The organism is Zhengella sp. (assembly GCF_041397485.1).
GTDB lineage: Bacteria > Pseudomonadota > Alphaproteobacteria > Rhizobiales > Rhizobiaceae > Zhengella.
This window is the reverse complement of sequence record NZ_JAWKWO010000005.1, coordinates 399,115-413,754: the sequence shown is the minus strand read 5'-3', so window position 1 is coordinate 413,754 and position 14,640 is coordinate 399,115. Positions and strand designations below refer to the sequence as shown.

Genomic DNA, 14,640 nt, shown 5'->3' with positions numbered 1-14,640 from the left:
GGCCGGCGCGCGGGCGCGAGGTTTGCCGGAACAGCCGGCGGCTATGGACGCTGGCGGCCACGCGCACTAAGACAAGGTTCGCGAGGCAAACGCAGAGAGGCCGACACAGGTGCCAGACGGGCTTTTCATCACGTTTGAAGGCGGCGAGGGGGGCGGCAAGACCACCCAGATCGAGCGTCTGGCCGAATGGCTTCGCTCGGCCGGCCATCGCGTTCTGGTCACCCGCGAACCAGGCGGTTCGCCGGGAGCCGAGGCGGTGCGCCATGTGCTGCTGTCCGGCGCGGCGGAGCATTTCGGCCCGGCTATGGAGGCCATCCTGTTTTCAACGGCGCGCTCCGACCATGTCGAACAGGTGATCCGCCCGGCCGTGGACGCCGGCATGATCGTCCTGTGCGACCGGTTCATGGATTCCTCGCGGGTCTATCAGGGCGTGACGGGCAAGCTCGATCCGGATTTCATGCGGCGGCTGGAAGAGGTGGCGATCAACGGCATGATCCCCGACCTGACGCTGATCCTCGATCTGCCCGCCGAACTCGGCCTTGAGCGTGCGCATGCCCGTCGCGCCGCCGGAGATCGTGCCGACCGCTACGAGAAGGAGGAGGCGAGGGTCCATGAGGAGCGCCGGGAGGCCTTCCTGGCAATCGCGCGCGCCGAGCCGGAGCGCTGCCGGATCGTCGATGCCAGCCGCGATGCCGATGCCGTGGCAGAAGACATTCGCGCCGCCGTCGCCAGCCTGCTGGAAGCGGCGCGGGCCGAAATTTCCGCCGATGCCGATGCGTGACAGGCCATGAGCGAGCGTCTGGCGCCGGAGCAGGCCGACAGCCTGCCCGATATTCCCGAGCCGGCAGAAAATCCCCATCTCGTGGGGCATGACGAGGCGGCTGCCTGGTTTGCGGGCGCCTGGCGGACCGGCAAGATGCATCACGCCGCATTGCTCACCGGGCCGCAGGGGATCGGCAAGGCAACATTCGCCTACCATCTCGCTTTCCACATGCTGACCGAACGTGACCGGCCCAATGCACCGGAAACGCTGGTCCGCCCGAACCCCGCGCATCCCGTCTGGCGCCAGATTGCCAGCGGTGCGCACCCCGCCGTGCTGCATCTCACGCGACCGCCTCGCGACACCGGCACCGGTTACAAGAACTTCATCACAGTCGATGAAATCCGCCGGCTCGGCCACTTCCTGTCGATGACGACCCATGACCGAAGCTGGCGCGTCGTGATCGTCGATCCTGCCGAGCAGATGAACACGTCGGCCGCCAATGCGCTTCTCAAGAGCCTCGAAGAGCCGCCGCGCGACACGCTGTTCATGCTTGTCAGCCATGCGCCGGGACGCCTTCTGCCGACCATCCGTTCACGCTGCCAGGTGCACCGGCTGCGGCCGCTGGAGGAAACGGACCTCTTGCAGGCGCTTTCCGTCCTTCATGAGGATGCCCCGGAGGAGCCGCAAGCACGCCAGCGGCTCATCGACCTGGCGGAAGGCAGCGTGCGCAATGCCTTGCTGCTCACCCGTCATGGCGGGCTGGATGTGGCCGAGGCGGTCGACCGGCTGCTCGACCAGCCGCGCTTTGACACGGGGGAAGCGATTCGCATTGCCCAGGCGCTGGCCGGCCGCGATGCGGAGATCGCGCTCGACCTGTTCAACCGCCATGTCGGCGACCGCCTCGGGCGCGATGCGGTTCAGGCGGCCAGGGCCGGGGACACGATCGCGGCAAACGGTCTTGCCCGCCTCTGGGAGGAAACACGCCAGACCATCATCGAGCGGGAAACCTACAATCTCGACAAGCGCCAGCATGTCAGCGGCCTTCTCCACCGGCTGCATGCGGCCATCCATCGCTGAATGCAAAACCGGGCCCTGCGCACTGGCAATCGCGGCGCAATTGCGTTATCCCGCGCCTGACAATCAATCCCCCAGTGCGGGAGCGTTTCGGGTATCATGTCCACGTCCAGCTATTACATCACCACGCCGATCTTCTACCCCAACGGTGTGCCGCATATTGGCCATGCCTACACGGCCATCGCCACCGATGTGCTTGCGCGCTTCGCCCGACAGGACGGCAAGGATGTCTTTTTTCTGACCGGTACCGACGAGCATGGCCAGAAGATGCAGCAGACGGCGGCGAAGGAAGGTATCGCGCCGATCGAACTGGCTGATCGCAACTCCGCGGTCTTCCGCCGGATGGTCGAGGTGCTGGGCTGTTCCAATGACGATTTCATCCGCACAACCGAGGAGCGCCACCGCATTTCCTGCCAGGAACTCTGGCGGCGGATGGAGGCCAATGGCGACATCTATCTGGACACCTATGGCGGCTGGTATTCGGTGCGCCAGGAGGCCTTTTTCGACGAGGGCGAAACCACCGTCGGGGAGGATGGCGTGCGCCGGGAACCGCTGGGCTCGCCGGTGGAATGGGTGGAGGAGGAAAGCTACTATTTCCGCCTCTCCGCCTATGAGGAAAAGCTGCTGAAGCTTTACACCGACGATCCGGAATTCGTGGCGCCTTCGGAGCGACGCAACGAGGTGATGAGCTTCGTCAAGGGCGGGCTGAAAGACCTTTCCATCTCAAGGACCAGTTTCGATTGGGGCATTCCCGTGCCAGGCAATGACAAGCATGTCATGTATGTCTGGGTCGACGCCCTGACCAACTACATTACCGCCGCCGGCTTTCCCGATGCCGACGCCGCGCGCTGGAATTACTGGCCGGCACTCCATATCATCGGCAAGGATATCGTTCGCTTTCATGCCGTCTACTGGCCGGCCTTCCTGATGAGCGCCGGCGTACCGTTGCCAAAGCGTGTCTATGCCCACGGCTTCCTGTTCAACAAGGGCGAGAAGATGTCCAAGTCGGTCGGCAATGTGGTCGACCCGTTCGCCCTGGTGGAGGAATACGGCCTCGACCAGGTGCGCTACTTCTTCATGCGGGAAGTGCCCTTCGGCAATGACGGCTCCTACAGCCACGAGGCCATCGTCCAGCGCACCAATGCCGACCTTGCCAACGGACTGGGCAACCTGGCGCAGCGCTCACTGTCCATGATCGCCAAGAATTGCGGTGGTGCGGTTCCGGCCAATGACGATCTGAAGGCGGAAGACGAGGCGCTGATCGCTTCCGCCGCGAAGGCCCTGGAGACTGCGCGCGAGGCGATGGACCGTCAGGCCATTCACAAGGCGGTGGAAGCCATCTTCGCCATCGTCACCGAGGCCGACAAGTATATCGACACCCAGGCGCCCTGGGTTCTGCGAAAGACCGATCCGGCGCGCATGGCGACGGTTCTCTACACGGTGGCCGAGACGGTGCGCCGCATTGCCATCCTGGCGCAGCCCGTCATGCCGGCGGCCTGTGCGCGACTGCTGGATCTCGTCGCGGTGCCGGAAGATGCACGCGCCTTCGCCAATCTCGAGGACCGTCTCGTGCCGGGAACCGAACTTCCCGCGCCGCAAGGCGTTTTCCCGCGCTACGTGGACAAGGAGCAGGCCTGACATGGCGGAAACGCCGGTACTCATCGACAGCCATTGTCATCTCGACTTCCCGGATTTCGAGCCGGAACGGGCAGAGGTCGTGCAACGCGCGCTGGACGCCGGCGTGAAGCGCATGGTGACCATATCCACGCGCGTGCGCCGCTTCGACGCCATCAGGGCGATTGCCGAGGCCCATGAACCGGTCTTCTGCTCGGTCGGCACCCATCCGCACAATGCGGGGGAAGAAACCGATGTGACGGCCGCCGATCTCGTCGCTCTGGCGGACCATCCCAAATGCGTCGCCATTGGTGAGGCCGGCCTTGACTATTTCTATGACAAGTCGCCGCGTGATGCACAGGCTGCCGGCTTCCGCCAGCACATCGCCGCGTCGCGGGAAACGGGACTGCCGCTGGTCATCCATTCACGCGACGCGGACGACGACATGGCCGCGATCCTTCGCGAGGAAACAGGGAAGGGCGCCTTTCCCTTCATTCTGCACTGTTTTTCGTCGGGCCGCGCACTGGCCGAAACGGGGATCGAACTGGGCGGCCATGTGTCGTTCTCCGGAATCCTGACGTTCAGGAACAGCCAGGAAATCCGTAACATTGCCCGCGACCTGCCGCTGGAGCGGCTTCTGGTGGAGACCGATGCGCCCTATCTGGCGCCGCCGCCGCACCGGGGCAAGCGCAACGAGCCGTCCTTTGTCGTCAACACGGCGCGTGTCCTGGCTGAATGCAAGGGTGTGAGCGAAATGGAGCTGGCCGAGGCCACGACCGCGAACTGCCTTCGCCTGTTCTCCAAGATGCCGGCCCTCTGAGGACGACCATGGCCGATACGCTGCGCTTCACGATCCTGGGCTGCGGTTCGTCGCCTGGGGTACCGCGGATCTCTGGTGACTGGGGTGCTTGCGATCCGCACAATCCGCGCAATCGGCGGACCCGGGCTTCGGCGCTGGTCGAGCGAATCGGGGCCAATGGCATCACCCGTGTGGTGATCGACACGGGTCCGGATTTCCGCGAGCAGATGGTTCGCGCCGGCGCCGATACACTGGATGGCGCAGTCTATACCCATCCCCATGCCGACCATATCCATGGCATCGATGACCTGCGCGGCTATGTCATCACCCAGCGGCGGCTGATGGATATCTGGGCCGACGATGCAACGACGGATCGCTTGCTGGAAGCCTTCGGCTACTGTTTCCATACGCCGGCCGGTTCCTCCTATCCGCCGATCCTGCGGCGCCATCCCATACGCCACTATGACGCTTTCACGATCAACGGCGCCGGCGGTTCGATCACGTTCGAACCCCTGGTCCAGAAGCATGGCGACATACATTCGCTGGCGTTCCGGATCGGACCCTTGGCCTATTGTTCCGACGTATCAGCTTTTCCGGAAAAGACGTTGGAGCGATTGCAAAATCTCGATCTCCTGATCGTGGATGCGCTGCAATACAAGCGCCATCCCAGCCATTTTTCACTGGGCGAGGCACTGGACTGGATTGATCATCTGAAGCCCCTTCATGCGGTGCTGACGCATATGCATGTGCCGCTGGATTATGCGACCGTGATGGCCGAGACGCCGCACAATGTCGAGCCGGCCCATGACGGTCTCGTGCTGGAATTTCCCGTTGCGGATGATGCGGATAGCGGAGGACTTGAATGAGCAAGAGCATTGCACGGGTGGAAGCGGCGGCGAAAGATGCCGGCCTGGACATACAGGTGCGGCGCATGGGCGAGAGCACGCGCACGGCGGGCGAAGCCGCGCAGCAATGCGGCTGCGATGTGGCGCAAATCGTCAAATCGTTGATCTTCCAGGGACAGACGAGCGAGCGGCTCTATCTGTTCCTGGTGGCTGGCGACAATACTCTGGACCTTGCGAAAGCGGCTGCGCTGGCAGGCGAAGAGCTTGGCCGCGCCGATCCGCGATTGATCCGTGATCAGACCGGCTTTGCCATCGGCGGCGTTTCGCCGATCGGCCACAAGATCGAAATTCCGTGCTTTGCCGACGCGACGCTGCAACGGTTTGAAACGGTCTGGGCTGCCGCGGGTGCCCATGATGCTGTGTTCGAAGCGGGAACGGCTGCGTTGATCAGCGCGGCGAATGCGACCGTGGCCGAACTCAAGGCGTGAGCTTGCCGCGTGCGTTTTCGACTGTTTCACATACCTAATAGTTCCATAATCCATCTTATGCGACAATTGCATTTCAATCGGCCGAGCGAATTTTGGCGCCGGAAGCTATGCCGGCGGTCTCCGCCTGCCGTTACTGCATGTCCCCGAAGGAAAACCGGTCGATGATGTAGTCCGGTCGCACAGCGTGCTGGCGCAGAAGTCCGTCCAGCGCATGATCGGTCATTTCAGCCAGGATGCCGGAGCGTACCAGTGCCGTTGAAAGCCCTATTCCGGCGCCGCCGGCAATATCGTGCTCCACGCTGTCACCAATGCAGCAGACGGCCGGTGTTGGTTCGGCCTGAACCACTTCAAGGGCGTAGTGATACATTTCAGGGTAAGGCTTGCCGATCCATCGCACCGCACCGCCCATGGCCTCGTAGGCGTCAGCGATGGCGCCTGCACCGAAATGCGGCCCGGTGGGCGTCAGCATGATCTTGTCAGGATTGGTGCAAAGGCATGGCACACCACGCCGGGCCGCCGGTTCGAGAATGGCCCGGTATTCGTCCATGGCCATGCGGTCGCCCTGGCTGCCCGACAGCAGGATCACGTCGGCGTCGGCGCCTGTCGCCGCCTCCGAAAAGCCGAGCCCTTCGATGGCCGACCGGTCGTCGTCGCGTGCAAGCAGCAGGCAGCGTGCACCAGTGGTCATGGTGCCGCTGTCGAGATCGCGCCTGAGCAGATGCCAGGCCACCTCGCCGGAGCTTACGAAGGCACTGAACAGGTCAGGCGTGAAGCCGAGCCGGTTCAGGCGCTTGATATTGGCTGCGGCGCGCTTGCCGGAATTGGAAAGCAGAACCACTGTCTTGCCGGCCGCCATGATGCGTCCGAGCGCGTCTATGGCGCCCGGATAGGCCGTGGTGCCGTCATGCAGCACGCCGAACTGGTCAACGAAAAACAGCTCATGCCGCCGGACGATCTCGGCGAGGCTTGCCGGGTTGGCCGCGCTGCTCATCGCGAGGCGCCCTTCATGGCCAGCAAGGCCGTGCCGTAGGCGGCTTCGAGCGAAAGGACAGGCTTTGAGCCGACGCCAAGCATGCGGGTCCGCATCGCCGTCCACACGGGGTTTGATGCGCCGCCGCCGACAGTCCGGATCGAGGTCAGCCTTGGCGCACCCAGTTCCGCCAGCCTGGCATAGGCCAGCGCTTCCACTTTCGCGATGCCTTCCAGCATGGCCTTCAGGAACAGGGCATCGTCTGCCGGGCGCGGCTCCATGCGCGGCGCCATGGCGGGATCGTTGACCGGGAACCGTTCGCCCGGTCTTGCCAGCGGATAATAATCCATCCCGGTCGGCGTTTCAGGGTCGATGCCGGCCGACAGCGCTGCAATCCGGTCGCCAGTGAAATGGGATGCCAGCACGTTGCCGCCGGTATTGGATGCACCGCCGGCCAGCCAGCCGCCGGCAAGCCGATGACTGTATATGCCGTATTGCGGGGCAAAAACCGGCGTGTCGCTGAAAAGCTTGATGGTCAGCGTGGTGCCGAGCGCCGTCACCCCGTCGCCCGGCTCGCTTGCGCCGGTGGCCAGAAAGGACGCGCAGCCATCGGTCGTTCCCGCGACCACGGCCGCGTCCTCACGTAATCCGAATTTGCGCGCCAGTTCGCCCCCTGCCCGTGCCGTGGCTGTTCCGGGTTCACGCACGTGCGGCAGCTTTTCCGGCGCGATGCCGCTTCCGTCCATCCATTCGGGCCATCGCCTTGCCACCGGGTCATAGCCGGTCTTGAGCGCGTTGTTTTCGTCGCTTGTATCGAAGCGACCGGAAAACAGGCCGGCAATCCAGTCGGCCTGATGGATGACGCGCACGGCTCCCTGTGTGTCCTGCAGCACGATGGCGCGCGCCAGCGCCGAATTGGCTCCGCGGGCCGCGCTCGTTTCGGGTGCGATGCGCCCGATGGTCTCGACCACGCCCCGGTCTTCAACCGGGTCGTTGTACATCATCGGCTGGCCCACAGGCCTGCCCTCGCCATCCACCGGGACCATCGTGCCGGATGTGCCGTCGACGCTGAGCGCTGCAATCGCGGCAGGATCGATCGATTGCAAAAGGCCTTCCATTGCGGTTTCGAGCGCTGCCCGCCAGATCGCGGGAGACCTGTGATCCGTTCCAAAGGCATCCATGCGCGCCGCGCCCTGCGCGACAACCGCCCGGGCCGCATCGATGGCGATGGCGCGAACGCCGGAGGTTCCGACATCGATCCCGACGAAAAGAGCCGTATCGCTCATCGTCAGGCCCCTGCCCGGTCGCGGTTCAGCGCCTGGCGGTACTTCTCCGCATCCCAGTCGAGCAATTCCGCATTCTGCGCATCGCTGAGACAGGTCAGCGCGGTTCCTGCCGGGATGCGCGTGGTGACCTCGGCCAGGCAACGCGCCAGCGCCTGTGCGCCGGCATTGGCCGAAGCATGCATGAGCACGCCCTTGCCCGGAAACAGGATGGAAACCGGATCCGGCAGACCGGCATCGGCAAAGCGCCTTGCCACATCCGCTGCCGTCTCGTCATCGTTCGCCACGACCGAACCGACGCCCAGAAAGATCACGTGGTCGGGGTAAAGGCTCCCCTGCCCGGCCATGGCCAGCGCGTCGGCATCGCTTGCCACGCCATGCGCCCGTTCGTCGGCCGCAATGGCGTAGGAACTGCCCTGCGCAAGTGCCTGCAATGCAATGAAATCCGGCGCTGGCTGCGGGCGCGGCGCGTCTGTCAGGCGCCGATGCACCTCGTCAAGCAGAGCCTCGGTTTCGGCCACCGTATCGCCACAGACCACAAGACCGTGATTGCCCAGGATGATGACCCGCGTTTCCGGCGTGAGGACGGCTTCGATGGAACGTGACAGCGTCAGTCCCGGCTTGACATAGGGCACGAAGGCCCAGTCCAGTCCGGCAAGCCTCTGACCGAGCACGGCTTGCGCATCCGCACGCACGGCATGCGCGATGGTGCCGACGCAATGAACATGGATCACCACATCCTGCGGCAGGACCGAATGGACCGTGGTTTCGATGGAAGGACGCAGGCCGGAAGGATTGAGTTCAGTAACAACGAAATCCTGCGCCTTCTCCGCCGAGCCGTCATCGCGGCGCACAGCCTCCTCCAGTCGCGCGAGATCGACAGGAACGAAGATGTCATCCCGCAGCGCGTTCATCAGCCATGTCCCGGACGCCTTGATCCACAGGATGCCATCCCGCTTGATCGACGTATTGCCCCCGGCGGCCTGGACCAGAAGCGGATCGGCGCCGGCGCGCGCGGACACGGCGCGCAGCGCCTGGAATTCGGGGTCGTTGGCAAGTGTGCTCATCAGTTGTCCAGTCCGGAAATCTTGTACGATTGGCTCAGCAGCGGTTCAGCGGGCCTTCGCCGGCGATATAGCGGCGCACTTCCTCGGCGGCCTGTTCGGCGGCGAATGTGACCGTGCGCACCGATGCGCCCGCGATATGCGGCGTCAGCGTCACATTCGGCAATTGCAGCAGCGGCCAGTCTTCCGGCACAGGCTCAACGGCAAAAGTCTCCAGCATGGCGCCGGCCAGATGGCCGGATTCGAGCGCGTCATGGAGTGCGTCGTAATCGACCAGCGGCCCGCGCGCGGTGTTCACGAAGATGGTGCCAGGGCGCATCAGCTTCAGCGTTTCGGCATTGATCATCTGCCGGGTTTCCTCGGTCACGCGCGGATGCATGGAAACCACGTCGGAGCGCTCCAGCAATTCGTGCAAACCGACATGCTCCACGCCACCAATCCGGTCTTCCTGGGAAAGCTGGACATAGGGATCGCAGACCAGCACGCGGGTGCCGAAGGCCCGCAGCAGCTTCACCACCTTGGTGCCGATATTGCCGTAGCCGATGACGCCGACGGTCAGTTCGTTCAACTCGCGTCCGGTCACGTCGGCGCGGTAGAGGTCGCCGCGCCAGACGCCCTTGCGCAAGGCTTCGTGGCCCTCGCGGATCTTGCGCGTCTCGGCCAGGATGGCGCCGATGGTGAATTCCGCCACGGCCGTGGAATTGCGCCCCGGCGTGTTGACCACGGTGATGCCGCGTTCGCGCGCGGCGCCCATGTCGATGTTCACCGGCCCGCCGCGCGACACTGCAACAAGCTTGAGACCCGGCATCCGGTCCATCATGCCGGCAGAAAGCGGCGCAAGCTGGGTCACCATGATCTCGGCATCGCCGACGAAATCGACGACCCCGTCAGCACTGCCGAAATACTCCTTCAGTCCGTCCATGCCCTCGACGGCATAGCCGTGTTCCATCGGCTCGTCCGGCCAGTTGTCCTTGCGTGTGCGGATGGCAACCTTGTCGCCGCAGGCGGCAAGGATCTTTTCCTCGAACACTTCCGGAAGCATGAAATGGTCGCCGATGATTGCGACGTTGCGTGGCATGTCACTCGTCTCCTGTCTCGGAAAGTTGCGCCCAGACAGGCGCGAGCGCCTCGCGGGAGGCGCGATAGGCGGGATATGTTCGTGCGTAGACGCCTGCCAGCGCGGCGTCGGGCGCTTCTGCCTCGCCCAGCAGGGGCGTCACCCATTCGGCGATGCAAGCGTCCATGCTGTCGTAGACGCCATTGGCCACGGCGGCCATCATGGCAGCGCCGGCAGCGCCCGCTTCCTCACGCGCCGATGTGCGCACGGATGCGTTCACGGAGGCCGAGAAGATGGACCGCAGCGCCTTCGAGCGCGCAGCGCCGCCGGTCAGGCGGATCTCGCCGGGCATGTCGCCCATGGCGTCGTAGCAGTCGCGCGCGGCCAGTCCGAGGCCTTCGATCACGGCCCGCACGAGATCGGGAAAGCGATGGGATGACGACAGGCCGATGAAACTGGCACGCGCCGCATTGTCGACGAACGGCCCGCGCTCGCCGGCTTCCGAGATATAGGGGTGGTAAAGCCCCCTGCCCGGTTCGGCCGCGCCAATCCAGGTATCGATATGGCCGATCAACTCGCGGTGATCCACCGGCTTGCCCATGTCTGCCATCAGGTCGGAGACCAGCTTGAGAAGCCAGTCGATATTCAATGTGGCCGCCATGTTGGACTGGATTTGCGCCACGACGCCGGGGATCGGCAGGCACATGACATAGCCCGTCCGCTCCTCGTTGAGATGCACGCCTTCGGGTGTTGTCGCGCGCATGTGCATTCCGGTGGAGCCGATGATGGTGCAGCCGGCCTGCGCGCCGCCGGTGTATATGCCGCCGCCCAGCGCCGTGCAGGCGACATCGACATAGCCAAGCGATACCGGCGTTCCGGCCTTCAGCCCGGTCGCCCTCGCGGCCGCCTCGTTGAGCGGATGGGTTCGTTGCGAGCCGTCCACGATTTCCGGCAACAGGCGGCGTTCGTCGGTCAGGCCCAGCGCTGCGATCACGCTGTCATCGTAGGACCGGGTGCGGAAATCGCCGAAGGTGAAATTGGCTTCGGAGGGGTCGCAGGCGCGCACGCCGGTAAAGTTCAGATAGAGCCAGTCCTTGCAATGCAGGGCCACTTCAGCCTTTTCGACGGCTTCGGGCATGATCTCCTTCATGCGGACAAGCTGCGTGCCCATCTGGCAGGCGTTCAGCCCGCTGCCTGTCTTGGCGAAGCGCCCGATGTCAGCCGCCGATTGGCGCAGACGCCTGACCACCGGCGCAGCCCGCGCGTCCAGCCAGAGCCATCCGTCGGCGACCGGTTCATTGTCCTTGCCGACGAGCCATGTTCCGTCGCCCTGGGCGGTGACGGCCAGGCCCACCGTGCGTGTGGCCAGGCCCGGTACCTTTTCGCCCAGTTCGCGCAGCGTCCTGGCGCAATCGTCCCAGGTGTCGGCCAGCGGTTGGAAGGCGGCGCCGTCCGGCTGTACCGTGTAGCGGTTCGGCGTCGATGCCACCGCAATCTGCCGCCCCGACAGGTCGAATGCGATCGACTTGATGACGGACGTGCCGGCATCGATGCCGATGATGAGATCGCCGCCGCCCGCCATCACGCAAGATCCTGCCCATGGCTGATCGCCTTGCCGCTTTCGGGGTCGAAAACATGCAGGTCGGCCGGATCGAGCGCCACATGGATACTGGCGCCTATCTCGACATTGGCCCGGTCATGCTCGACGAGCACGAGCGTGCCATTGGCGAAGGCGGCGGCGATATGGCTCTGGTCGCCGAGCCACTGGTTGGTCAGCACCTGCGCCTCCGGCCCTTCCTGCGCGCGGCGCACAGCATAGGGGCGGACCCCGAGGATGACCCGCCCACGCTTCAGGATGGCGTCGCGAACCTCAGGCGCAAAGGCCGATTGCGGGTAGACGAGATCGAGTCCGCCCTCCAGGTCGAGGTGCAGCCTGTCGCCGACCGCCGACCCGGTGACCGGAAAGACGTTCATGGGCGGTTCGCCGACAAAGGTGCCGGTGAACAGGTTGGCCGGCCGCTCCTTGATTTCCGCCGGGCTGCCATATTGCTGCAGAACGCCGCCTTCCATCACTGCGATGCGGTCGGCCAGCGCATTGGCCTCGGTCTGGTCATGGGTCACGAGGATGGCGGTCAGGCCGCGCTCCTTGATATAGTGCTTGATGCGCCCGCGCAGAAGCGTGCGCAATTGCGGTTCGAGCTGCCCCATCGGCTCGTCGAGCAGGTGAAGATCGGCATCGCGGATCAGCGCCCGCGCCAGCGAGGCTCTTTGCTGCTGCCCGCCCGAAATGGAACCCGGCATCCGGCCGAGGATGTCGCCGATCTCCAGCATGCCGGCCACGTCGCGCACGCGCTTTTCGACCTCCGCCTCGGGGAGTTTCGCGGCCTTGAGGGCAAAGGCGATATTGTCGCGCACGTTCACGGTCGGATAGAGCGAGTAGCCTTCGAAGGCCATGGCAACATGGCGCTTGACCGGCGGCAACTTGTGCACTTCGCGGCCGGCCAGGTGAATCTTTCCGCGGCTGGTCTCCTCGAAACCGGCGATCATGCGCAGCGTGGAGGTCTTGCCGCACCCGGACGATCCGAGCAGCGCGATGATGTCGCCCCTGGCGACATCCATGTTGATGTTCCTGACTGCATGGACGCCCTTGCCGACCGGCCCGTAGAACTTGTCCACATTCTCAAGACGGAGCATGGTCTCGCTCATGCCGGCTCTCCTTTCACGGCGTGCGTAGCCGACGGTTCGATGCGCTTGCCGGTTGCCCGGTCGAAAAGCAGTGCGGCGCCGGCATCGATGGCGATATGGGCCTGCCCTCGATCCGGGCCGGGCGTACCGCTGGGACGCGAAATCAGGATCTCGCGCTTCTTCTCCGTCACGGCCAGCGTTACCGTCTTCTCGTTCAGCGGGGTTTCCGCCTCGATCATGACCGGGAAAGCGCCCGGCGTGCCGGCTTCGACGAAACGGATCGCTTCGGGCCGGATGCCAAGGATGCAGTCATGGCCGATGGAGGCGGCATGGCCCTGGTTCAGCGGCACCGGCGTTCCGGAAAGCCTGACCTGCACACCCGCGTCGCCACGCTCCGGCACGACATCAAGCAGGTTGATGACCGGATCGCCGAACAGGCGCGCAATCTCTGTGGATGCCGGGGAAAGATAGATATCCTCCGGCGTGCCGATCTGCGCGATCCCGTGCCCGCTCATCACCGCGATGCGATGGCCGAGCGCCATGGCTTCCTTGTAGTCCTGGGTCACGTAGATCACGGTCGCCTGCTGGTCCTTCAGGAGGCGCGGCAGTTCCAGCCGCATCTCGAAGCGCAGCTTGGCGTCCACGTTGCGCAGCGGATCGTCGAGCAGCAGGATTTTCGGTTCGCCGGCCAGGGCGCGGCCAAGCGCGGTTCGCTGCTTCTGCCCGTTCGACAGTTCCTTTGGCTTGTGGTGCAGCACATGGTCGATCTTGAGCAGCTTCGCCACCTCTTCGACGCGGCGCTTGATGCCGGTCTGGCTTTCGCGCCGCGCGGTAAGCGGGCTGGCAATGTTGGCGTGCGCGTCCATGTGCGGGAACAGGGCGAAGTTCTGGAACGCCATGCCGATGCCGCGATCTTCGGGCTCGACGCCGGCCATGTCCGCTCCGTCGATGAGGATCGTGCCCTCGTCGGGTTCGATCACGCCGGCGATGAGACGCAGCAATACGGTCTTGCCCGCGCCCGAAGGCCCGAAAAGAACAAGCGTTTCTCCGGTCGCGACGTCGAGCGAGACACCGTCAAGGACCACGTCGTCCTTGAAGGCCTTGACGATGTCGGTGAGTTGAAGCGACATGATTTATCCTTTCACCGCGCCGAGGGACAGGCCTTCGACGAGATAGCGCTGTGCGTAGAGGGCCAGGGCGAAGGTCGGCAGGATCGAAAGAACGATTCCGGCAGCCACCTGGCCATACTGGATGCCCGAGGCGGTGACGAAGGCCAGCGCGCCGACAGTCACCGGCTGCTTGTCGGCGGAGGCCAGCACCAGGGCAAAAATGAAGTTGTTCCAGGCGAAGATGAAGGCCAGCAGGCCCGCCGCCGCGATGCCGGGCCCCGCCAGCGGCAGCGCGATCTTGCGGAAGGTCGCACCCCAGCTATGGCCCGCGATGCGGTAGGCATATTCGACGTCCGCCGGGATGTCCTCAAAATAGCCGCGCACGATCCACAGGATCAGCGGCAGCACGATGAGCTGGTAAACCCAGATCAGGCCGAGATAGGTATCCGCCAGCCCGATCTGCTGGAAATATATGGTCAGCGGCAGCAGGACAAGCAGAGGTGGCGCGAAGCGGAAGCTGAGCAGCGTGAAGGCGATGTCCTCCGAGCCGCGGAATTTCAGCCGCGCGAAGGCATAGGCGGCCGGAACGCCGAGCACCAGGCCGACCGCCACGGAGGCCGTGGACAGGAACAGCGAGTTCCACAGGTTCTTCATGAAGCTGATTTCCAGCGTACCTGCGGCCGTGTCCAGCTTGCCCGTGATGAGCGCGGTATAATTGGACAGCGTCGGATCGAAGACGATCGACGGCGGCACGCGCAGGATGGTCTCGTTCGTCTGGAAGCTCATCAAGAAGATCCAGAAGATCGGGAACATGAAGAACAGGATGACGAGCGTGATGGCGGTGCCACGCAGGATTTTTTCCAGGGTGCTGGTATGTTCCATGGTTGTG

Annotated in this window: 14 protein-coding genes; 6 read left to right on the top strand and 8 right to left on the bottom strand. The window is 64.4% G+C overall.

All coding sequences use genetic code 11. The annotated features are described in order from the left end of the window. The first annotated feature begins 109 nt into the window (after window positions 1-109). The 6 genes from tmk (at window position 110) to R3D65_RS16840 (ending at window position 5,583) form a co-directional block, all read left to right on the top strand. On the top strand, window positions 110-781 hold the full coding sequence (gene tmk, locus R3D65_RS16865) for a dTMP kinase (RefSeq protein ID WP_371276428.1): 672 nt from the start codon (window positions 110-112) through the stop codon (window positions 779-781). A 6-nt stretch (window positions 782-787) separates the two neighbouring features. Next, window positions 788-1,840 (top strand): DNA polymerase III subunit delta', encoded by a 1,053-nt coding sequence (locus tag R3D65_RS16860; RefSeq protein ID WP_371276427.1) that lies wholly within the window; start codon window positions 788-790, stop codon window positions 1,838-1,840. A gap of 96 nt (window positions 1,841-1,936) precedes the next feature. After that, window positions 1,937-3,475 carry a methionine--tRNA ligase gene (gene metG, locus R3D65_RS16855; RefSeq protein ID WP_371276426.1) on the top strand — a complete coding sequence of 513 codons (1,539 nt, stop codon included), beginning with the start codon at window positions 1,937-1,939 and terminating at the stop codon, window positions 3,473-3,475. A gap of 1 nt (window position 3,476) precedes the next feature. Then, complete coding sequence (locus R3D65_RS16850) at window positions 3,477-4,271, top strand: TatD family hydrolase (RefSeq protein ID WP_371276425.1); 795 nt, start codon at window positions 3,477-3,479, stop codon at window positions 4,269-4,271. Between the two features lie 8 nt (window positions 4,272-4,279). Next, a complete protein-coding gene (locus tag R3D65_RS16845) occupies window positions 4,280-5,116 on the top strand; it encodes an MBL fold metallo-hydrolase (RefSeq protein WP_371276424.1) in 837 nt (278 codons plus the stop codon). Next, entirely contained in the window at window positions 5,113-5,583 is a 471-nt protein-coding gene (locus R3D65_RS16840; protein WP_371276423.1) for a YbaK/EbsC family protein, read from the top strand. Before R3D65_RS16845 ends, R3D65_RS16840 begins: the two co-directional genes overlap by 4 nt. A 130-nt stretch (window positions 5,584-5,713) precedes the next feature. Here the strand turns inward: R3D65_RS16840 and R3D65_RS16835 are convergent, their stop codons facing one another. Genes R3D65_RS16835 through R3D65_RS16800 form a run of 8 tightly spaced genes read right to left on the bottom strand, consistent with a single transcriptional unit; the run spans window position 5,714 to window position 14,633 of the window. Next, window positions 5,714-6,574 (bottom strand): TIGR01459 family HAD-type hydrolase, encoded by an 861-nt coding sequence (locus tag R3D65_RS16835; protein ID WP_371276422.1) that lies wholly within the window; start codon window positions 6,572-6,574, stop codon window positions 5,714-5,716. Then, a complete protein-coding gene (locus R3D65_RS16830; protein WP_371276421.1) occupies window positions 6,571-7,839 on the bottom strand; it encodes an FGGY-family carbohydrate kinase in 1,269 nt (422 codons plus the stop codon). Before R3D65_RS16830 ends, R3D65_RS16835 begins: the two co-directional genes overlap by 4 nt. 2 nt (window positions 7,840-7,841) lie before the next feature. After that, window positions 7,842-8,903, bottom strand: coding sequence for a class II aldolase/adducin family protein (locus R3D65_RS16825; protein WP_371276420.1), 1,062 nt, complete (start codon window positions 8,901-8,903; stop codon window positions 7,842-7,844). Window positions 8,904-8,937: 34 nt separating this feature from the next. Then, a complete protein-coding gene (locus R3D65_RS16820) occupies window positions 8,938-9,978 on the bottom strand; it encodes a 2-hydroxyacid dehydrogenase (protein WP_371276419.1) in 1,041 nt (346 codons plus the stop codon). Window position 9,979: 1 nt separating this feature from the next. Further along, window positions 9,980-11,539 carry an FGGY family carbohydrate kinase gene (locus R3D65_RS16815; protein WP_371276418.1) on the bottom strand — a complete coding sequence of 520 codons (1,560 nt, stop codon included), beginning with the start codon at window positions 11,537-11,539 and terminating at the stop codon, window positions 9,980-9,982. Further along, window positions 11,539-12,663: an ABC transporter ATP-binding protein gene (locus R3D65_RS16810; RefSeq protein WP_371276417.1), complete on the bottom strand. Its 1,125-nt coding sequence runs from the start codon at window positions 12,661-12,663 to the stop codon at window positions 11,539-11,541. Before R3D65_RS16810 ends, R3D65_RS16815 begins: the two co-directional genes overlap by 1 nt. Next, window positions 12,660-13,775 carry an ABC transporter ATP-binding protein gene (locus tag R3D65_RS16805; protein WP_371276485.1) on the bottom strand — a complete coding sequence of 372 codons (1,116 nt, stop codon included), beginning with the start codon at window positions 13,773-13,775 and terminating at the stop codon, window positions 12,660-12,662. The genes R3D65_RS16810 and R3D65_RS16805 overlap by 4 nt, the downstream gene beginning before the upstream one ends. Next, complete coding sequence (locus R3D65_RS16800) at window positions 13,776-14,633, bottom strand: carbohydrate ABC transporter permease (RefSeq protein WP_371276416.1); 858 nt, start codon at window positions 14,631-14,633, stop codon at window positions 13,776-13,778. Window positions 14,634-14,640 lie beyond the last annotated feature (7 nt).